At 66.2% G+C, this 18271-nt stretch carries 19 protein-coding genes; 6 read left to right on the top strand and 13 right to left on the bottom strand.

What is annotated here, in order from left to right; genetic code table 11:
* Positions 1 to 8: 8 nt before the first annotated feature.
* The 5 genes from ACE3OV_RS01575 (at position 9) to ACE3OV_RS01555 (ending at position 5116) form a co-directional block, all read left to right on the top strand.
* A complete protein-coding gene (locus ACE3OV_RS01575; protein WP_374324349.1) occupies positions 9 to 1067 on the top strand; it encodes a 2Fe-2S iron-sulfur cluster-binding protein in 1059 nt (352 codons plus the stop codon).
* 157 nt (positions 1068 to 1224) lie between these two features.
* Positions 1225 to 2100 carry a branched-chain amino acid ABC transporter permease gene (locus tag ACE3OV_RS01570; RefSeq protein ID WP_374324347.1) on the top strand — a complete coding sequence of 292 codons (876 nt, stop codon included), beginning with the start codon at positions 1225 to 1227 and terminating at the stop codon, positions 2098 to 2100.
* A gap of 2 nt (positions 2101 to 2102) precedes the next feature.
* Positions 2103 to 3035: a branched-chain amino acid ABC transporter permease gene (locus tag ACE3OV_RS01565; protein WP_374324345.1), complete on the top strand. Its 933-nt coding sequence runs from the start codon at positions 2103 to 2105 to the stop codon at positions 3033 to 3035.
* 1 nt (position 3036) lies between these two features.
* Positions 3037 to 3798 carry an ABC transporter ATP-binding protein gene (locus ACE3OV_RS01560; protein WP_374324343.1) on the top strand — a complete coding sequence of 254 codons (762 nt, stop codon included), beginning with the start codon at positions 3037 to 3039 and terminating at the stop codon, positions 3796 to 3798.
* A 10-nt stretch (positions 3799 to 3808) separates the two neighbouring features.
* Positions 3809 to 5116 (top strand): ATP-binding cassette domain-containing protein, encoded by a 1308-nt coding sequence (locus ACE3OV_RS01555; protein ID WP_374324341.1) that lies wholly within the window; start codon positions 3809 to 3811, stop codon positions 5114 to 5116.
* 4 nt (positions 5117 to 5120) lie between these two features.
* On the opposite strand, the gene ACE3OV_RS01550 is transcribed toward ACE3OV_RS01555, so the two are convergent.
* The 11 genes from ACE3OV_RS01550 to ACE3OV_RS01500 form a co-directional block, all read right to left on the bottom strand.
* Positions 5121 to 5657: a protein disulfide oxidoreductase gene (locus tag ACE3OV_RS01550; protein WP_374324339.1), complete on the bottom strand. Its 537-nt coding sequence runs from the start codon at positions 5655 to 5657 to the stop codon at positions 5121 to 5123.
* A gap of 1 nt (position 5658) precedes the next feature.
* Entirely contained in the window at positions 5659 to 6531 is an 873-nt protein-coding gene (locus ACE3OV_RS01545) for a neutral zinc metallopeptidase (RefSeq protein ID WP_374324337.1), read from the bottom strand.
* A gap of 11 nt (positions 6532 to 6542) precedes the next feature.
* Complete coding sequence (gene pyrF, locus ACE3OV_RS01540) at positions 6543 to 7355, bottom strand: orotidine-5'-phosphate decarboxylase (protein ID WP_374324335.1); 813 nt, start codon at positions 7353 to 7355, stop codon at positions 6543 to 6545.
* Positions 7352 to 8521 carry an Eco57I restriction-modification methylase domain-containing protein gene (locus tag ACE3OV_RS01535; RefSeq protein ID WP_374324333.1) on the bottom strand — a complete coding sequence of 390 codons (1170 nt, stop codon included), beginning with the start codon at positions 8519 to 8521 and terminating at the stop codon, positions 7352 to 7354. Before ACE3OV_RS01535 ends, pyrF begins: the two co-directional genes overlap by 4 nt.
* On the bottom strand, positions 8521 to 8949 hold the full coding sequence (locus ACE3OV_RS01530; RefSeq protein ID WP_374324332.1) for a DUF86 domain-containing protein: 429 nt from the start codon (positions 8947 to 8949) through the stop codon (positions 8521 to 8523). Before ACE3OV_RS01530 ends, ACE3OV_RS01535 begins: the two co-directional genes overlap by 1 nt.
* Positions 8939 to 9334, bottom strand: a complete 396-nt coding sequence (locus ACE3OV_RS01525; RefSeq protein WP_374324330.1) for a nucleotidyltransferase domain-containing protein — start codon at positions 9332 to 9334, stop codon at positions 8939 to 8941. The genes ACE3OV_RS01530 and ACE3OV_RS01525 overlap by 11 nt, the downstream gene beginning before the upstream one ends.
* A complete protein-coding gene (locus ACE3OV_RS01520) occupies positions 9331 to 9522 on the bottom strand; it encodes a hypothetical protein (RefSeq protein ID WP_374324328.1) in 192 nt (63 codons plus the stop codon). The genes ACE3OV_RS01525 and ACE3OV_RS01520 overlap by 4 nt, the downstream gene beginning before the upstream one ends.
* A gap of 1 nt (position 9523) precedes the next feature.
* Positions 9524 to 11320 (bottom strand): glutamine--tRNA ligase/YqeY domain fusion protein, encoded by a 1797-nt coding sequence (locus ACE3OV_RS01515; protein WP_374324324.1) that lies wholly within the window; start codon positions 11318 to 11320, stop codon positions 9524 to 9526.
* A 107-nt stretch (positions 11321 to 11427) separates the two neighbouring features.
* Positions 11428 to 12435, bottom strand: coding sequence for an anion permease (locus ACE3OV_RS01510; RefSeq protein ID WP_374324323.1), 1008 nt, complete (start codon positions 12433 to 12435; stop codon positions 11428 to 11430).
* Between the two features lie 8 nt (positions 12436 to 12443).
* A complete protein-coding gene (locus tag ACE3OV_RS01505; RefSeq protein WP_374324321.1) occupies positions 12444 to 13088 on the bottom strand; it encodes a DUF47 domain-containing protein in 645 nt (214 codons plus the stop codon).
* Positions 13089 to 13196: 108 nt separating this feature from the next.
* Positions 13197 to 14768 carry an inorganic phosphate transporter gene (locus ACE3OV_RS01500; RefSeq protein WP_374324320.1) on the bottom strand — a complete coding sequence of 524 codons (1572 nt, stop codon included), beginning with the start codon at positions 14766 to 14768 and terminating at the stop codon, positions 13197 to 13199.
* Between the two features lie 172 nt (positions 14769 to 14940).
* Here ACE3OV_RS01500 and crcB point away from each other — a divergent pair, with 172 nt between their 5' ends.
* Complete coding sequence (crcB, locus tag ACE3OV_RS01495; protein WP_374324318.1) at positions 14941 to 15330, top strand: fluoride efflux transporter CrcB; 390 nt, start codon at positions 14941 to 14943, stop codon at positions 15328 to 15330.
* Here the strand turns inward: crcB and ACE3OV_RS01490 are convergent, their stop codons facing one another.
* On the bottom strand, positions 15331 to 16959 hold the full coding sequence (locus ACE3OV_RS01490; protein ID WP_374324316.1) for a nitroreductase family protein: 1629 nt from the start codon (positions 16957 to 16959) through the stop codon (positions 15331 to 15333). It lies immediately after the preceding gene.
* A gap of 240 nt (positions 16960 to 17199) precedes the next feature.
* The gene (locus ACE3OV_RS01485; protein ID WP_374324314.1) at positions 17200 to 18183 is read right to left on the bottom strand and encodes a hypothetical protein; all 984 of its coding nucleotides are present in this window, start codon (positions 18181 to 18183) and stop codon (positions 17200 to 17202) included.
* Positions 18184 to 18271: the final 88 nt, after the last annotated feature.

Genomic DNA, 18271 nt, shown 5'->3' with positions numbered 1-18271 from the left:
AAGACAACATGGCCCGCATCATCATGCAACCCTCGGGCAAGTCGGTCGATTGCGCCTATGGCGACACCGTGCTGATGGCCCTGGAAAAGGCCGGCTACGCGCTCCCCAACAACTGCCGCGCCGGTGCCTGCGGCGAATGCAAGGTCAAGGTCACGCAGGGTCAGTTCGACCAGGGCATGGTCCTCGACATGGCGCTATCGCAGGAAGAACGTAAACAGGGCTACGGCCTGATGTGCATGGCGAAGCCGATTTCCGACGAAATCACCATTGAATGGGGGACCGAGGACGCCAAGCCGAAACTCTTTCCGCCGCGCGAGGATGCGCTGTTCGTCGTTGTCGACAAGAAGGCGCTTGCCGCACGCGTTGTCGAACTGCGCCTGCGCCCGGTCGGTCAGCCGATCCGCTACTGGCCAGGGCAGTACGTGACGCTTGGCAACCCGCGCGCCGATGTGCCGGTGCGGGCCTATTCGATCGCCAATGCGCCGCGTCCGGACGGCGAACTGGTGCTGCAGGTGGCGCGCGCCGAAGGCGGCGTGACCAGCAACTGGATTCATGACGCCCTGGCGGTTGGCGAGAGCGTCAAGGTTTCCGGTGCCTACGGCACTTTCATCGGCGACCCCTCGGTCGATACGCCGGTGCTCTGCCTGGCTGCCGGCACCGGTCTGGCGCCGGTCATGGCGCTGGCCGAGGCGGCGCTGCGCCGGGGGTTCCGCAAGCCGGTGACGATGCTGTTCTCGGCGCGCAGCGCCGACGACGTCTACGGCACCGGCATGATGGCCTGGTGGCGCACCAAGCACCGCAACTTCGACTACCAGGTGACGCTGACCCGCGAGCAGCGCGAAGGCTATCGCCACGGCCGGATCGACGTCGTGCTGCCGCAGATGTTCAGCGACCTGTCGAAGCACACCGTCTTCGTCGCCGGCAGTCCGGAATTCGTCGATAGCTGCGTTGCCACCGCCAGGGCGCTCGGCGCCCGCGACGAGCTGATCCACAGCGAGGGCTTTTTCGCCCAGCAGCAGCCGGCCAAGGGCGACGACGATCCGTGGGCGCACTCGCCGCTGGCATGAAGGAAGTCCCGCCGCAGCGGCACACAGAACGCCGCCGGCGGGGCGCGATGGCAAGCGGTGCGGTTCCGGTTGCCAATCAGGGTCATCGCCCTTGACAATGTAGGGCTATCGGAGGAGACAACATGAGAATGACCAGCCTGCGGGCAGGGGGACGCTGATGCTCGCCCAGTTCCTGCAATTCCTGTTTTCCGGGGTCACCGTCGGCGCGACGTACGCGCTGGCCGCCCTCGGCTTCACGCTGATCTACAACGCCAGCAACGTCATCAACTTCGCGCAGGGCGAGTTCATCATGCTCGGCGGCATGCTCGCCGTCTTCTTCGCCCAGATGGGGCTGCCGCTGCCGGTAGTTCTGCTGCTCGCCGTCCTGGTGCCGGCGGTAGTTGGCGTCCTGGTCGAGAAGCTGGCGATCGAGCCGGTCAAGGGCGCCGAGACGGTGACGCTGATCATCATCACCATCGGCGCCTCGCTGGTCATCCGCGGCATCGTCCAGGTCTGGCTGGGCAAGAACACCTTCAGCCTGCCCGCCTTCTCCGGCGACGCGCCGATCGAGATCCTCGGCGCCACGCTGCTGCCGCAGAGTCTATGGGTGCTCGGCATCACCGCGCTGGTGGTGGTCGCGCTCTGGTACTTCTTCAACCGCACGCTGCAGGGCAAGGCCATGCTTGCCACCTCGTTCAACCGGACGGCGGCGGAACTGGTCGGCATCAACACCAGCTGGGTGCTCTTCCTCAGCTTCGCCATGTCGGCGGCGCTCGGTGCGCTGGGCGGCATCCTGATCACGCCGATCACCCTGACTTCCTACGATGTCGGCATCATGCTCGGCCTCAAGGGCTTCGTCGCCGCCGTCGTCGGCGGGCTGGGCAACGGCCTGGGCGCGGTGGTCGGCGGCCTGCTGGTCGGCATTCTCGAGGCGATGGGCGCCGGCTACATTTCGTCGGCGTACAAGGACGCGATTCCCTTCGTCCTCATCCTGCTCATCCTGTTCTTCATGCCGCGCGGCCTGTTCGGCGGCAAATCGACCGATCGGGTGTAAGCATGAAAAAGACACCGTTTCTCGGCCTCGGGCTGCTCGCTGTCATTCTTGCCGTGCTGCCCTTCGTGCTGCCCAACAGTTTCTACATCGACCTCGCGGTACGGATGGCGATCAACGCCATCATCGTCATCGGTCTCAACCTGCTGATCGGCTTCGCCGGCCAGATCAGCCTCGGCCACGCCGGTTTCCTCGGCATCGGCGCCTACGCCTCGGCGGTGCTGCCAACCCATTTCGGCTGGCATCCGCTGCTCGCCCTGCTTGCCGGCGCCGTCGCCTCGGCGCTGCTGGCGGCGCTGGTGGCGCGGCCAATCTTCAAGCTGAAGGGGCATTACCTGGCGATGGCGACGCTTGGTCTCGGCATCATCATCAACATCGCGCTGCGCAACGAGGCGCAATGGACCGGCGGCCCGGACGGCATGGCGGTGCCGGCGATGGCGCTGTTCGGCATCGAGATCAGCAGCGACCGCCAGTGGTACTGGGTGGTCGCCGCGCTGCTGCTGGTCACCGTCTGGGCTTCGCTCAACCTGATCGACTCGCCCTTCGGCCGCGCCCTGCGCGCGCTGCACGGCTCCGAGGTGGCGTCGCAGGTGGTCGGTGTCGACGTCGCCCGCTACAAGGTGGCGATCTTCGTCATGTCCGCCTTCTCGGCCAGCGTGATGGGCAGTATCTCGGCGCATTACATCGGTTTCATCAGCCCCAACTTCGCCGACTTCTTCCACTCGATCGAACTGGTGACCATGGTCGTCATCGGCGGCATGGCCTCGGTGTACGGATCGGTGGTCGGCGCCGTGCTGCTCACCGCGTTGCCGCAGGCGCTGGCCACCTTCGAGGGCTGGGAGACGGTGGCCTTCGGCGCCATCCTGATGCTGTGCATGATCTTCCTGCCGCGCGGCCTGGTGCCGACGCTGGCGGCGCGCTTCGGCAAGGGGGAGTGAGATGAGCTTGCTGCAAGTGCGCAACCTGTCGATCCATTTCGGCGGCGTCAAGGCGGTGCAGAACGTCAGCTTCGACATCGACGCCGGCATCGTCTACTCGGTGATCGGTCCCAATGGCGCCGGCAAGACCACGCTGTTCAACCTGATCACCGGCGTGTACAAGCCGACCAGCGGGGAAATCCTGCTCGACGGCGAGGCCATCCACGGCCGCGCGCCGAGCGAACTGGCGCGGCGTGGCGTCGCTCGCACCTTCCAGAACCTGCAGATCTGCATGAACATGAGCGCCATCGAGAACGTCATGGTCGGCGCCCATCTGCGCCTTGACCGCAACCCGTTCAAGGCGGCGCTGCGCCTGCCTTCGCTGCGCCGGCGCGACCGCGAACTGCGCGCCGAGGCGGCGCAGCTGATGGACTTCGTCGGCCTCGGCCAGTACGTCGAAGCGCGCGCCGACGCGATGTCCTACGGCGCCCTCAAGCGTCTGGAGATTGCCCGCGCGCTGGCGATGAAGCCGCGCCTGATCTTCCTCGACGAGCCGGCCGCCGGCCTCAATCCCAAGGAGACCATCGAGGTCGACGCGCTGGTGCGCAAGATCGCCGATGCGGGCGTCACCGTCGTCCTCGTCGAGCACGACATGAAGATGGTCATGAACTTGTCCGACCGCATCCTCGTCCTCGACTACGGCAAGAAACTGGCCGAAGGCAGCGGCGCCGAAGTGCGCGCCAACCCGGACGTGATCGCCGCCTATCTCGGCACCCATGCCTGAGGGAAACGCCATGGAAGCATTGCGCATCATCACCGAAGAACACCAGAACCTGTGGCGCGTCGCCGTCACCCTTGACCTCGTTGCCGGCGAAATGGATGCCGGCGAGCCGGTCGATCCGGCCTTCTTCCACTCGGTGTTCGACTACATCGAGCACTTCATGGACGCCTGCCACCATGCCAAGGAGGACGAATACCTGTTCCCGGCGCTGCGCCAGCGCAGCCCGGAAGCGGCGGCGGTGCTCGACCGCCTGCAGATCGAACACCGCAACGGGCCGGAAATCCTGCGTTCGCTGCGTCGCCAGCTGGCGGCGCCGGCCACCGCACCGGGCGAATTCGCCGGCAACTTGCGCATTTTCGCCGAGAGCCTGAAGTCGCACATCCGCACCGAGGAAAAGGATGCCATGCCGCTGGCCCGCGAGGTGCTCCTGCCCGAGGACTGGGCGGTCATCGACCGTGCCTTCCTCGACAACGCCGATCCGGTGTTCGGCGAACAGGCGCGCGTCGAGTATCGCCAGCTCTTCCACCGCATCGCCAGCCTGGCGCCGGAATCGGTCGGCCTCGGCGCGCACAGCGGCGGCGACCTGGAGCCGGCGGCGCATGCCGTGGCCGGCGACACCATGCTGCGCGTCAGCGGCCTGGAGAGCTGCTACGGGCGGATCAAGGCACTGAAGGGGATCGACCTCGAAGTGCGCCAAGGCGAGCTGGTCGCCCTGGTCGGCGCCAACGGCGCCGGCAAGACCACCTTCCTGCGCGCCCTGTCGGGCGTCCAGCCGATCAGCGCCGGGCGCATCTTCTTCAACGGCGACGACATCACCAAGCTGCGCGCCGACCAGCGCGTGCGCCGCGGCATCTGCCAGAGCCCGGAAGGGCGGCAAGTGTTCGGCCCGCTGTCAATCGAGGACAACCTGCGCCTGGGCGCCTTCACGCAGCCGAAGGGGCAGGTCGAGGGCGACCTCGACAAGGTCTTTGCGATGTTCCCCATCCTCAAGGAAAAGCGCCACCTGCCGGCCGGCACGCTGTCCGGCGGCCAGCAGCAGATGCTGGCCATCGGCCGGGCGTTGATGGGGCGGCCGAAGATGCTGCTGCTCGACGAACCGTCGATGGGCCTGGCGCCCCTGCTGGTCGAGGAAGTGTTCAACGTCGTCAAGTCGCTGAAAGCGCAGGGCATGACCATCCTGCTGGTCGAGCAGAACGCTTTCGCCGCGCTGGCCATCGCCGACCGCGGCTACGTGCTGGAAACCGGCGCGGTGACACTGACCGACAGCGGCCAGGCGCTGATCGCCAACGAACAGGTGCGCGCCGCCTACCTCGGCATGTAAGGGTTCAGGTGGTGGCGCCGATACCGGCCCACCACAGGCGCAGGCGCAGGCCGAGCTCGCTGGTGTAGCCGACTGAAACGAAGCGGATGTGGCCGTCCGGCGCCAGCACGACGAAGCCCGGCGTGCCGGGCAGGCGGTAGCTTTGCATGATCGCCCCGTCGCTATCGGCCAGGGCCGGGAAGCGGTAGCCCTTTTCCGCCATGAAGCGGGCCACTGCCGCGCCGTCGCCGCTCTGCGTGGCGACGGTGATCGTCGGATGGTCGGCGGCGATGCTGTCGACGCTGCCGGCGGTGGTCTTGCAGATCGGGCACCATTCGGCCCAGAAGTAGATCAGCAGCGGCTGGCCGGGGTGGGCGGCGCGCCAGGCGGCGAGGTCGAAGGCCTGGCCGTCGGTGTGCACGCCGGCGAATTGCGGTGCCGGGCCGCGCGTCGTGTCGCGCAACTGCCAGGCCTGGAAGGCGAGGAAGGCGGCGACGAAGATGGCGATCTCCAGCGCCCAGCGGCGCCAGCGCGGCGGCTTGCGGCTTGCGTCGGCGCTCATCTCAGAGCCGTACGCTCTTGTCGAAGGTGTTGCACTGCCTGAAGTCGCCGCTGTCGAAACCGCGCTGGAACCAGCGCATGCGCTGCGCCGAGCTGCCGTGCGTGAAGCTGTCGGGGACGATGCGGCCCTGCGCCTGTTGCTGCAGGCGGTCGTCGCCGATCGCCGAGGCGGCGGTCAGCGCGGCCTCGACGTCGCCAGGTTCGAGCACCTGGGCCATGCTGTCGGTGCGCTTGCCCCAGACGCCGGCCAGGCAGTCGGCCTGCAGTTCGAGGCGCACCGACAGCGCGTTGGCCTGCGCTTCGCTCGCCCGCTGCTGCGCCTGATGCACCTGATCGGAAATGCCGAGCAGGTGCTGCACGTGGTGGCCGACTTCGTGGGCGACGACGTAGGCCTGGGCGAATTCGCCGGGGGCGTTGAAGCGCTCGCGCAGTTCGCGGAAGAAGGCGAGGTCGATGTACACCTTCTGGTCGCCCGGGCAGTAGAACGGCCCCATCGCCGCCTGGCCGGTGCCGCAGGCGGTCGGCGTGACGCCGGTGTACAGCACCAGGCGCGGCTCCTGATACTGCTTGCCCATCTCGCGGAAGGCTGGAATCCAGGTGTCCTCGGTCGACGCCAGCACCTTGGAGACAAACACCGCCGTCTCGTCGTTGGCTGGCGGGCGCTGCGCTGGTGCCTGCTGCTGGACGACCGGCATGCCGCCGCCGGAGAGCAGGTTGAGCACGGTCATCGGATTGACGCCGAGGAAATAGCTGGCGACCAGCGCGATGACGATGCTGCCGATGCCCAGCTGGCCGCCGCCGAAAGAGATGCCGCCACCGCCGCCGCCGCGGCGGTCCTCGACGTTGTCGCTTTCCCGGTAATCGTCCATGCGCATCTGGCGTCTCCTCAGCGGTGCTGGTTGATCTCGGCGCGGGTGGCGAGCGCCGCCCGGCGGGCGGCGTCGGCGTAGTCCTCGCCCTGGCCGGCGTAAAGGATGGCACGCGAGGAGTTGATCATCAAGCCGGTTCCGGCCGCGGTTCGGCCGGCCTTGACGGTGGCTTCGACATCGCCGCCCTGGGCGCCGATGCCCGGCACCAGCAGCGGCATGTCGCCGACGATTTCGCGCACGCGAGCGATCTCGGCCGGGAAGGTGGCGCCAACGACGAGGCCGATCTGGCCGGTGCTGTTCCACTTTTCGGCGGCCAGGCGGGCGACGTGCTCGTACAGCTTCTCGCCGTTGGTTTCCAGGAACTGCAGGTCCGAGCCGCCCGGGTTGGAGGTGCGGCAGAGCAGGATCACGCCCTTGTCGGGGAAGGCCAGGTAGGGCTCGACCGAATCGCGGCCCATGTAGGGATTGACCGTCACGGCGTCGGCCTGGAAGCGCGCGAAGGCTTCGACGGCGTACTGTTCGGCGGTGGAGCCGATGTCGCCGCGCTTGGCGTCGAGGATCACCGGCACGCCGGGGTGTTGCTCGTGGATGTGGGCGATCAGCGCTTCCAGTTGGTCCTCGGCACGGCGCGCCGCGAAGTAGGCGATCTGCGGCTTGAACGAACAGACGAGGTCGGCGGTGGCGTCGACGATGCTTTTGCAGAATTCGAGAATGGCGTCGTCGCGCCCCTTCAGGTGCGCCGGGAACTTGGCCGGATCGGGGTCGAGGCCGACGCAGAGCAGCGAGTTGTTGCGCTGCCATGCGGCGGCGAGTTGTTCGGTAAAGGTCATGTTTCTTCCTTCGGCAGATAACGGGAAAACTTGTCGGGCAGCAGGCAAGTCTGCAGGCTGCGCTGGGTGAACAGGAAACGGCCGTCGCAGACGAAACCGAGCTGCTGCCAGTCGACTTCGTGGTTGAGCATCATCGTGCATTCGATCAGGTCGCGCCGGCGCATCCGCCGGTTCTTCGGGAACAGCGCCAGCACCGAACCGTCGAAGTTCGGGCAGTCGTGCAGGAAGAAAGGCTCGCTCTTGCGCGTGCGGCCATTGACGTAGATGCGTGGGTCGTCGTTGATCGGGAAATGGCGGCCCCAGTGCCACCAGTTGCTCTCGTCGAACTTGCGCACGCGGCGGGCGAGCAGGCGCTGTTTGTGCGGCAGCAGGGCCGGGTGTTCGATGCCGTAGATCATGCGCCGCGTCTCGCCGCTGTCGGCAGTCTTCGAGCAGACGAAATCGAGGTTGCCCTCGGCGTGGCGGAACACCGGGTCGGCGCCGGAAACGCCGCCGACACGAACGTCGAACAGGTCGGAAAGGCGCACGCCGTGATCGTCGCGCAGGAACATCAGCTGCCCGTCGACTTCGGTGAAGACGCGGCCGTCGGCCATGCGGCGGTCGAAGCGACCCTTCTCGAAGCGGAAGATGCAGCAGTTGGGATTGGCGCCGGCGAAGACGCGGACGTCGCCGGTCTCGAAGAAATGCGTGATGCTGCCCTGGCCGAACAGCCAGGCGTTGAGCTTCCTGGCCGAGGTCAGCTTGATGAACTCGCGCGGCACGATGAAGACCAGCTCGCCACCCGGCTCGAGGTGGCGGATGCACTTCTCGATGAAAAACAGGAACAGGTTGCTGCGCTTGTCGAATAGCGGCGATTTCAGTTTCTTGCGGGTCGGTGCGGCGATATCCTGGTAGCGCACATAGGGCGGATTGCCGACGATGGTGGCGAAACTTTCGCTTTCCGGCAGGTCGAAGAAATCCATGACCCGCGCGCCGGCCGGGGCGACCCGGGGGTCAAGCTCGACGCCGGTGACATCACGGCCACGCCGCCGCAATTCGTTGAAAAAAGCGCCGTCGCCGGCCGAAGGCTCAAGCACGCTACCCGTGTTGGCACACAGGTCGAGCATGAATTCCACCACCTTGGGCGGCGTGAACACCTGACCGAGGCGGGCGACGTCGAGCGGCATCAGACGGTCGCGTTCCCGGCGTCCTTGCGCAGCAGGGTGCTGCTGTATTCCAGGAATTCGTCGAGATGGGTTTCGATGATGCGCACGGTGATCGGCAGTTGCAGGCTGGCGTAATCGTGCACAGCGAGGTTGCGGAAACCGACCATGCGTTTGAGTGCGTCGGCCAGTCCGTCGTCGATCCAGCCGCCGCGCGCGAGCAGTGCGAAAACGTCGCGGGCGCTTTGCGGTATGCCCAGGCGTTCGCGCCGGATCAGGTGCTGCCCCATGTCGAGGGCCGCCTCGCAGGCCCGCTGAATGTTGAGGATGGCAGCGTCCTGGCGGCTGAAGTTGCTGGCGAAACCGGCCGGGTCGGCGGCATATTCCTCGCGGGCGCGCCGTACGCAACGTTCTATCGTTGCCGCCTTGTTGAGCAGCACGTCATCGGCCATGGATGCGTCCTTCGCGTTGGATGTCGGCGAGCAGCGGCGCCCGCGCAATGTCGAGCTCGGTCTTGTCGCTGAGAATTCCCGCTTCGTAGGCGTCAACCGTGGCGTCGCACGCCCACCAGCGTTGCCCGGTAGTCAGGATGCGGTACTGCATGACGGTCGATGCAGCGCGGAAATCGAGTAGGTCGACCGGGCAGCCGGCGAGATCGGCGAGTTCGCCGGCGAGATCCCACAGTTCGAGCGGCGCGGCGTAAGCCGGCAGGAGGACTGCCAGGTCAAGATCACTGTCCGGCCCGGCGCTGCCTTCGATTCGGCTGCCGAAGGCGTAGATGGCGAGCAGGCCGGGCAGCCTGGACGTGATCTGCGCTTCGATGGCCGGGCGGTTCATTGCGTCGGTCCCGTCGGCTTGTCCTTCTCGCGCGCCTTCTTTTCCCAGTAGCGCTCGTTCTTGCTCTCGTCGACGAAGCGGTAGCGGCCGGCCAGCTCGCAGCCTTTCATGCCCGGGTTGCACGGCAGGTTGTTGATCTTCGTGCAGCGGTCATTGACTTCGTGCGGACAACCCCAGCTGCCGGCCATCTCAGTGCCCCTTGCCCCACGAATCCTTGAGCGTCACGGCGCGGTTGAAGACCGGGGCGCCGGGCTTCGAGTCGACGCGGTCGGCGACGAAATAGCCGTGGCGTTCGAACTGGAAGCGCTGTTCGGGCTGGGCGTCCTTGAGCGAGGGTTCGAGCATGGCGGTGATGACGCGTACCGAATCCGGGTTGAGGTCGTCGAGGAAGTTGCGTTCGAGCTCCGGGGCGTCGCCTTCGCGCCGGGCGCCGGGGGCGGGGACGCGGAACAGGCGGTCGTAGAGGCGGATTTCGGTCGGGCAGGCGTGGGCGGCGGAAACCCAGTGCAGGTTGCCCTTGACCTTGACGCTGTCGGCGCCCGGCGTGCCGGACTTGGTGTCGGGCAGGTAGGTGCAGTGCACGGCGGTGACCTTGCCGTTTTCATCCTTGTCACAGCCGGTGCATTCGACGATGTAACCGTACTTGAGGCGCGCCTTGTTGCCGGGGAAGAGGCGGCGGAAGCCCTTTTCCGGGACTTCCTGGAAGTCTTCGGCTTCGATCCACAGCTCGCGGCCGAAGGGCATGACGCGGTTGCCCAATTCAGGATGCAGCGGGTGGTTGGTGACTGCGCAGTCCTCGAACTGGCCTTCGGGATAGTTGTCGATGATCAGCTTGAGCGGGTCGAGGACGGCGACGCGGCGCTGGTCGGATTCGTTCATCACCTCGCGCTGGGCGTCTTCGAACAGGGCGTAGTCGATCAGCGAATCGTTCTTGGTGACGCCGACCCGTTCCATGAACAGCTTGAAGCCTTCCGGCGAATAGCCGCGGCGGCGGGCGCCGACCAGGGTCGGCAGGCGCGGGTCGTCCCAGCCGCTGACGTGTTTTTCGTCGACCAGCTGGATCAGCTTGCGCTTGGAGAGGACGATGTAGGTCAGGTTGAGACGCGAGAATTCGATCTGTTGCGGCAGCGGGCGCTGCAGCAGGCCGCCTTCGGCGAGGCGTTCGAGCAGCCAGTCGTAGAACGGGCGCTGGTCCTCGAATTCGAGCGTGCAGATGGAGTGGGTGATGCACTCCAGCGCGTCCTCGATCGGGTGGGCGAAGGTGTACATCGGATAGACGCACCACTTGTCGCCGGTGTTGTGGTGGGTGGCGTGGCGGATGCGGTAGATCGCCGGGTCGCGCAGGTTGATGTTGGGCGAGGCCATGTCGATCTTGGCGCGCAGGATGTGGGCGCCGTCGGCGAATTCGCCGGCCTGCATGCGCTTGAACAGGTCCATGTTCTCGGCGACGCTGCGCGTGCGGAAGGGCGAGGGCTTGCCGGCTTCGGTCAGGGTGCCGCGGTTGGCGCGCATTTCCTCGGCGCTCTGGCTGTCGACGTAGGCGTGGCCGGCGGAGATCAGGTATTCGGCGAACTGGACCATCCAGTCGAAGTAGTTCGACGCGTAGTAGAGGTTGTTCTCGCGCTCGTCGGCCCAGCTGCAACCCAGCCATTTGACGGCGTCGACGATGGAATCGACGTATTCCTGCTCTTCCTTTTCCGGGTTGGTGTCGTCGAAGCGCAGGTGGCAGCGGCCGCCGAATTCCTGGGCGAGGCCGAAGTTGAGCAGGATCGACTTGGCGTGGCCGAAGTGCAGGTAGCCGTTCGGCTCGGGCGGGAAGCGGGTGCGGATCTTCGCCGCATCGAGCGGCGCCGCCGCGTGCTCGGCGGCGAGGCCGGGCTGGCCGGCCCAGCGGCGCTGGGCGTGCTTGCCGGCGGCGAGATCGGCGTCGACGATGTTGCGGATGAAATTGGCGGCGGGAGCGGGAGTCTTGTTATCGGATGACATGGGTGGCCGGCGTGGGCGATTCGGTAAAGCGACATTCTAACAGCGCCGCGCCTCCTGAAAACGAAACGGGCCGGCGCTTGGCCGGCCCGTTCGTGCGTTGGCGCCGATCAGAGGATCAGGCGGCCGACGTACCAACCGATGGCAGCCATCAGCGCGCTGCACGGGATGGTCAGGATCCAGGCCCAGACGATGCCACCGGCAACGCCCCAGCGCACGTGGCGGGTGCCGCGCGTGGTGCCGACGCCGGCGATGGCGCCGGTGATGGTGTGCGTGGTCGACACCGGGATGCCGAAGGCGGAAGCGAGGAACAGGGTGACGGCGCCGCCGCTGTTGGCGCAGAAGCCGCGCGCCTGATTGAGCTTGGTGATGCGGTTGCCCATGGTCTTGACGATGCGCCAGCCGCCGAACATGGTGCCCAGCCCCATCGCCGTGTAGCAGGCGAAAACGACCCAGCTGGGGATTTCCGATTCCGTGGTCGACATGCCGGCGGCGATCAGGATCAACCAGATGATGCCGACCGTCTTCTGCGCGTCGTTGCCGCCGTGGCCGAGGCTGTAGGCGGCGGCGGAAAGTAGCTGAAAGCGGCGGAAGTGCTTGTCCACCTTGCGCGGCGCCATGTTGCGGCAGATCCACGAGACGCCGACCATCAGCAGACCACCGATGAAGAAACCGAGTAGCGGGGCGACGAAGATGAAGGCGATGATCTTGAGCACGCCGGCGGTGACCAGGCTGCCGAAACCGGCCTTGGCGACGGCGGCACCGACCAGGCCGCCGACCAGCGCGTGCGACGAGGACGAGGGAATGCCGTAGTACCAGGTGATGATGTTCCAGGCGATGGCGCCGACCAGGGCGCCGAAGATCACGTAGTGATCGACGATGCTCGGGTCGATGGTGCCCTTGCCGATGGTCGCGGCGACTTTCAGGTGGAACAGGAAGTAGGCCAGGAAGTTGAACGAGGCGGCCCAGATCACCGCGTGATGCGGCTTGAGGACGCGGGTCGAGACGATGGTGGCGATCGAGTTGGCGGCGTCGTGAAAGCCGTTCATGAAATCGAACAGCAAAGCGACGACCACCAGGGTAACGACGACCCCGAGGCTCATGTGGATGGCTTCCATGCCTGGACTCAGGAGTTTTCGAGGACGATGGCCTCGACCGTGCCGGCGACATCCTTGCAGCGGTCGGTGACGGACTCCAGCAACTGGTAGATTTCCTTGAGCTTGATCACTTCGCGGACATCCGGCTCCTCGCGGAAGATGCGCGACATCGAGACGCGCAGCATGCGATCGACTTCGGATTCGTGTTCGTCGATTTCATGGCAGAGCTTGAGGATGCTCGGGCCGTTGTCCATGTTGTGCAGCAGCTTCACCAGTTCGGTGACCTTCTGGCAGCTGCGCTCGGTGATCTCGGCCATGGCGCGGGCTTCGGCCGGAATGCGGTGAATGTCGTAGAGCGCCATCGCTTCGGCAACGTCCTGGGTCATGTCGAGGATGTTGTCCATGCCGTTGATCAGTTCGTGGATCTCGTCGCGGTCGAAGGGCGTGATGAAGGCGCTGTGCAGTTGCGCCAGGACCTCGTGGGTGATCTTGTCGGCTGCGCTTTCCAGGCGGTCGATCTCGTCGGCCAGGGCCTGGGCCTTCCCTTCCTCGGCACCGTTGGAGAGGGCGTCGATCAATTGGCGGAGCGTGCTGCCGCCCTGGGCGACGAGGGCGCCGTGGGCATTGAAAAAGTCGAAATATTTGCCCTCTCTGGGCATCAAGGCGCCGAACATGACGGTTTTGTTTAGCTTTTGTGACAAAGCGTCATTTTAGCACCTGGGCAGGAGGCGGGTTGCGCTGGATCAGGCCAACGCGAGATTTCCCGCCCTGCTGTCCGCTGCTCAGGCGTGCACGATGCCGAAGATCATGTAGTAGATCATCGCCGCCATCAGCGCCGAGGCCGGCACGGTGATGATCCAGGCAGCGGCGATCTTGAACACCGCCGAGCGCTTGACCAGTTCGTGGCGGTATACCTTGCGCATCTGCTTGCGCTCGTATTTCGACAGGTCGGCCTGGGCGGTACGCGCCTTCAACTGCTCGAGCATTTCCCGCTTTTCCTTGACGCCGGCCTTGTTGAAGCGGTTGAGGTAGGCTTCGACCACTTCCTTGTCCTCGCCGAGATGATGCTCCTTGATTTCCTCAAGCATCTGCGAGTAATTGGTTTTCAGGAACTCGCGCAGGAAACCGACACCGAAGACGCCGCCCAGCGCGATGTGCGTCGAGCTGACCGGCAGCCCGAGCTGCGAGGCGACAATGACAGTGACGGCGGCCGACATGGCGATGCAGAAGGCGCGCATCTGGTCGAGTTCGGTGATCTCGCTGCCGACCGTGCGGATCAGCTTGGGACCGTAAAGCGTCAGGCCGAGCGAGATGCCGATGGCGCCGACCAGCATGACCCAGAGCGGAATGCCGGCCTTGCTCGACAGTTTGCCGTGGATCACGGTGTCGGCGATGGCGGCCAGCGGCCCGACGGCGTTGGCGACATCGTTGGCGCCATGGGCAAAGCTGAGCAGGGCGGCGGCGAAGATCAGCGGGACGGTGAACAGCGTGTTGATGCTGGCCTTGGTGTTGCTGATGCGTCCAGAACGGCGGCGCAGCGAGCCCGCCATCAGCCACCAGGTCAGGATGCCGATGCCGGTGCCGATCAGGCTGGCGGTCAGGAAGTCGAGCTTCCAGACCTTGTTGAGGCCCTTGAGGATCAGGTAAGTGCTGAACGAGAAGGCCATCAGGCCGATCAGGATGGGCACCGTACGCTGGGCGGCGGCGACCATGTCGGACTGATAGGTGATTGCCCGCTTGATCCAGAACAGGAAGGCGGCGGCGACGATGCCGCCGAGCACCGGCGAGATCACCCAGCTGGCGGCGATGCCGCCCATTGTCCCCCAGTTGGCGGCGCCCATGCCGCCGGCGGCAACGCCAGCGCCAAGGACAGCGCCGACAATGGAGTGGGTGGTGGACACCGGGGCGCCGATGGCGGTGGCGAAGTTCAGCCACAGTGCGCCAGCCAGCAGCGAGGCGGTCATCAGCCAGATGAAGCGGTTGTTGTCGAGGATGGCGTCCGGCCGGATGATGCCGCCGCGGATCGTCGACACGACTTCGCCGCCGGCAATCAGGGCGCCGGCCATTTCGAAGATGGCGGCGATGACGATGGCACCGGTCATGGTGATGGCGTGCGAGCCGACCGCCGGGCCGACGTTGTTGGCGACGTCGTTGGCGCCGATGTTCATCGCCATGTAGCCGCCGATCATCGCTGCCACCACCAGCATGACCCCCTGGGTGCCGGTGACGCCGATGGCGAGCGCGGTGTAAATCATGATGCAGACAACGAACAGCAGGCCTATGCCCAGCCGGCTGAATTCCCGACGGCCACGCTTGGTCGCCTTTTCGATGTCGGCAAAATCCTGAAACTCCATGCGTTCTCCCGTGCCCTGCGTGGGCCAATGCTGCTGGCGCCGGTTTTTGCTTTTGTCGGCGCACCCCTGTCGTGAAGGCGTTATTGTGACATCGAAGTGGCCAAATTGTTACGCTTGCTCACCGCACGTGATGGCCGCTGAGTCGCGGTAGAATCCGGCGAAAGGAGAGGCTATGAATGCTATCGGATTCGCTGCCGTTGGTCTGGGGGCGGCCTGTGGCGCCTGGGCGCGCTGGTTGCTCGGGCTGGCACTCAACCCGCTGTTCGTCGCCTTGCCGCTCGGCACGCTTGCCGCCAACCTGATCGGTGCTTACCTGATCGGTGTTGCTGTCGGTGTTTTCCATCTCAATTCCGGCCTGCCGCTGGCCCTCAAGCTGTTCGTGATCACCGGCTTCCTCGGTGGCCTGACCACCTTCTCCACCTTTTCCGCCGAAGTCGTCGAGCGCCTGCTCGCCGGCCAGCCGGCGCTGGCCATCGGGCTGGCCGCGATCCACCTCACCGGCTCGCTGACGGCGACCTGGCTCGGCCTGCTCAGCGTCGGCGCGACGCGGATCTGGGGCTGATCAGCGCTTTTCCCGCCAGGCTGGCGGGTAGGGCGGCGCGCTTTCGATCCGTTCGTCGATGACCGGGGTGCCGACGGTGAAGTGATAGATGCTCTGCCAGCGTGCGTCCGCCAGTCCGGCAACTTCGTGCACCGGGTCGTCGAAGAAGCAGCCGATGCCGGTACCGCGTACGCCGGCAGCTTCGGCTTCGAGATAGAGCGCCTGGCCGAGGCGCCCGGCCTCGCGCAGCAACTCGCGGTAGCCGGCGCCGTCGGCGGTGCTGAAATCGGCGAGCATGCCGAGCGAGAAGGCGCTGGTCGCGGCGATCTCCTGATGGCAGTTGAGGGCGCGCGCCAGGCGCTGCAGTTCCGCCAGGCTGGCCCGGGTCAGGCGGCGCAGGCCGAGGTGCGGCGGGCAGTCTTCGACTGCGCCGGCATCCGGGAAGCGGGCGGCCAGCGTTGCCGCCAGTGCGTCGCCGGCGCCGCCGCGCGGCAGCAGGTAGAGGCCGCTGTCGAGCCCGTCGACGCGTAGCACGAAGAGCAGCAGATGCACCTGTGCCGGCCCCGTCTGCCCGGTGAACGGGGCGCGCGGGCGCAGCAGCGTGGCGTCGAGCAGGCGCAGGAAGGCGGCGCGCGGCAGCGTCCGGCGCGGGTCGAAACGCTGGCCGCTGCGCCGCTGGCGGATCAGTTGTGCGGCACCGGCAGTGGTCGGGTGGGGCGGCAGCGGCGGAAACTCGTCGACCTTTTCCGCCGACGCCGAAACCGGGATGCTCTCCGGGGCGCGGCTGGCCGCCGCCGCCTGGTCGACCAGCGGCCAGCGGTAGCCAGGGGCCGGGTCGATCCGGCTCGGCCGGCCGAGCCAGCCGGTGCCGTCATGGCGTGTCCGCAAGTCGGCCACTGCGGGCGGCGCAGCGAGGCCGGGAGCGTCGATGGCGAGCAGGATTTCTGCCTCCTCGCGCTCGGTGCAAGCGTCGCCGCCAGCCGGGAAGTCGCTTGTGCGGTCGAGCCCGAGCAGGCCGGCGAGGGCGTCGCTGCCGACAGCGAGCGGACGCAACCGCCAGCCGAGCAGCTCGGCAGCGTAGGCCAGGGTGCCGAGGGCGTGGCCGACGTCGAGCTGGCAGTAGCGGAAGGCGCGCTCGCCGTACTTCCAGGCTTCGCGCCACATTGCCGACGATAGCGCGATGGCCAGCCAGGGCGCGGCGTCACCGGGCGGGACGAGGACGCGATGTTGCAGCGCGTGGCGCTCGGGGTCGTAGTGATGCAGGCCGTCGGGCACGTCGCTCAGGCTGCCGCACAATGCCCAGGCCTCGACCGGGTGGAGGTTGCCGGACGAGGGGTTGCAGCGCAGCGCCCAGCGGTTCGGCCCCCAGCTTTTCCAGGCCGAAATCGCCAAAGACAGCTCGAGCAGCGCGCCCAGGCTCTCCCGCGTTGCCGCTATCGGGCTTGCGGGCGCTACGCCGAGCTGGCCGTAGGCGCGCTCGTAGCGGTCGGCGGCCAGCGGCAGGTCGAGTACGGGTGCGCCGGGGTAATGGCGGAACGGTGCCGGCTGGGCGTCCCAGTCGAGCTGGCCGGGGCCTGCGGCGTAGGCGTCGAAACGGTGCTTGGTGCGAGCGTGGTAAAGACGGAGCAGGTTGGGCGGGTGATCCGGCACAGCGGCGATTTTTCCTGGTTGGGTTGGCGCGGGAGGGGTTGCCGTTTAGACCGGTCAGTGCCGCAAAGGCTCCCGGAAAGGAAAATGAAACATTGATCACCGATAATCGTCGGCAACAACAAACAACAACCCCAACAGAGATGGCGAGCCTTTCCGGTCGCCAACGCCATGGCAGCGGCTGGTCCGCGATGCCTGTTGCAGACGCCGCCCGCGGGCGGCGCGTTTTTTGGGGCGGCCGGCTCAGAAAAGGCGGCTCAGATGTCCGGCGAGTCCGCGTTCGTTAACGAAGCTCAGGTCGTACATGGCCGAGAAGGCCTTGGCGTTCTCGTCGCTCAGTCCGGCGATGCACATCACGAACTGCTTTCCCGCCAGGCCCAGGCGTTTTTTCAGCGCCAGATAGCGGTCGATGTTCTGGCGGAATTCACCGCTCTTGCATTCGATGCAGATTGGCGTCTCGCCGTCGATCAGCATGAAGACGTCGATTTCGTACGGGTCGCCGTTGGTCAGCGTCAGTTCGAGGCCGCGCGTGCAGGAAAAGCGGCGCTGCCGTTCCTTTGCGTAGCGCAGGCAACTCATCAGCGCATGCCATTCCAGCCACTCGCCGTTGAAGAAATTGCGGATGGTCGGTGCCGTCTGCAGGATCAGCCGGACGTTGTTTTCCGGCTTGTTGTGGAAGCACTTGGCGACAAAGGAGAAGTCATAGAGTTGCTGGCAAAAGGTGGAGATGGCTTTGGCCTCTTCCGGTGACTTCTTGTCGAGGTTGATCGTCGCGCTGGCGTGCTCCTTCTGCTGCGACCAGCGGATGCGCTCGAGCACTTCCTTGAGTACCGGCAGGTTGGCGCCGATGGCTTCCGCCACCTCGTCGAAGAAGCCGCTGGTGTCGACGCCGCGCGTGTTGGCCTGGACCTTGATCTGCTTCTTGCGGAACCAGTCGTAGATCGGACCGTGCTGCAACTCGCTCGCCAGGAAATCGGTATTGGCGAGGTCGATGCCGGCCAGTTCGGGGTTGGCTGGCTTCGTTTCGGTTTGGGGGGCGGTCGTTCCCTTGAGCCGGATCACCTCGCGCTGGGCGGTGAAGTATTTGTCGAGCAGCTTCTCGATGAAAAAGAGGGTCGGGTAGACGGTGGTCGCCGCGCCACACTTCGGGCAGGCCAGCTGTTTGCCAGCGAGGTTGTCGGGTTGCTCGGCGAGCAGGGTGCATTGGTTGCAGCGGATGATGGCCATGGCATGCGGCGGGAGTCTTTTATGGCGCGAGTATAGCGGGCGCCGCCGGGGCTTGTCCCGCCGCCAGGGCGCCGGACATGGTGTTTGC

Origin of the sequence: Azonexus sp., assembly GCF_041909095.1 — a bacterium.
In the GTDB taxonomy this organism is placed as follows: domain Bacteria; phylum Pseudomonadota; class Gammaproteobacteria; order Burkholderiales; family Rhodocyclaceae; genus Azonexus.
The sequence above is the reverse complement of the archived record's forward strand: the minus strand, read 5'-3'. Positions and strand labels throughout refer to the sequence as shown.

Bases quoted from the DNA above. Each gene is read 5' to 3' on its own strand.
- ACE3OV_RS01535 (WP_374324333.1), bottom strand. From the start codon at position 8,521: ATGCCGCTCGACGTCGCCCGCCTCGGTCAGGTGTTCACGCCGCCCAAG.
- ACE3OV_RS01520 (WP_374324328.1), bottom strand. From the start codon at position 9,522: ATGGCCGGCAGCTGGGGTTGTCCGCACGAAGTCAATGACCGCTGCACG.
- ACE3OV_RS01545 (WP_374324337.1), bottom strand. From the start codon at position 6,531: ATGCGCATGGACGATTACCGGGAAAGCGACAACGTCGAGGACCGCCGC.
- ACE3OV_RS01555 (WP_374324341.1), top strand. From the start codon at position 3,809: ATGGAAGCATTGCGCATCATCACCGAAGAACACCAGAACCTGTGGCGC.
- ACE3OV_RS01550 (WP_374324339.1), bottom strand. From the start codon at position 5,657: ATGAGCGCCGACGCAAGCCGCAAGCCGCCGCGCTGGCGCCGCTGGGCG.
- ACE3OV_RS01505 (WP_374324321.1), bottom strand. From the start codon at position 13,088: ATGTTCGGCGCCTTGATGCCCAGAGAGGGCAAATATTTCGACTTTTTC.
- ACE3OV_RS01500 (WP_374324320.1), bottom strand. From the start codon at position 14,768: ATGGAGTTTCAGGATTTTGCCGACATCGAAAAGGCGACCAAGCGTGGC.
- ACE3OV_RS01485 (WP_374324314.1), bottom strand. From the start codon at position 18,183: ATGGCCATCATCCGCTGCAACCAATGCACCCTGCTCGCCGAGCAACCC.
- ACE3OV_RS01525 (WP_374324330.1), bottom strand. From the start codon at position 9,334: ATGAACCGCCCGGCCATCGAAGCGCAGATCACGTCCAGGCTGCCCGGC.
- ACE3OV_RS01530 (WP_374324332.1), bottom strand. From the start codon at position 8,949: ATGGCCGATGACGTGCTGCTCAACAAGGCGGCAACGATAGAACGTTGC.
- crcB (WP_374324318.1), top strand. From the start codon at position 14,941: ATGAATGCTATCGGATTCGCTGCCGTTGGTCTGGGGGCGGCCTGTGGC.
- ACE3OV_RS01570 (WP_374324347.1), top strand. From the start codon at position 1,225: ATGCTCGCCCAGTTCCTGCAATTCCTGTTTTCCGGGGTCACCGTCGGC.
- ACE3OV_RS01565 (WP_374324345.1), top strand. From the start codon at position 2,103: ATGAAAAAGACACCGTTTCTCGGCCTCGGGCTGCTCGCTGTCATTCTT.
- pyrF (WP_374324335.1), bottom strand. From the start codon at position 7,355: ATGACCTTTACCGAACAACTCGCCGCCGCATGGCAGCGCAACAACTCG.
- ACE3OV_RS01515 (WP_374324324.1), bottom strand. From the start codon at position 11,320: ATGTCATCCGATAACAAGACTCCCGCTCCCGCCGCCAATTTCATCCGC.
- ACE3OV_RS01575 (WP_374324349.1), top strand. From the start codon at position 9: ATGGCCCGCATCATCATGCAACCCTCGGGCAAGTCGGTCGATTGCGCC.
- ACE3OV_RS01510 (WP_374324323.1), bottom strand. From the start codon at position 12,435: ATGGAAGCCATCCACATGAGCCTCGGGGTCGTCGTTACCCTGGTGGTC.
- ACE3OV_RS01560 (WP_374324343.1), top strand. From the start codon at position 3,037: ATGAGCTTGCTGCAAGTGCGCAACCTGTCGATCCATTTCGGCGGCGTC.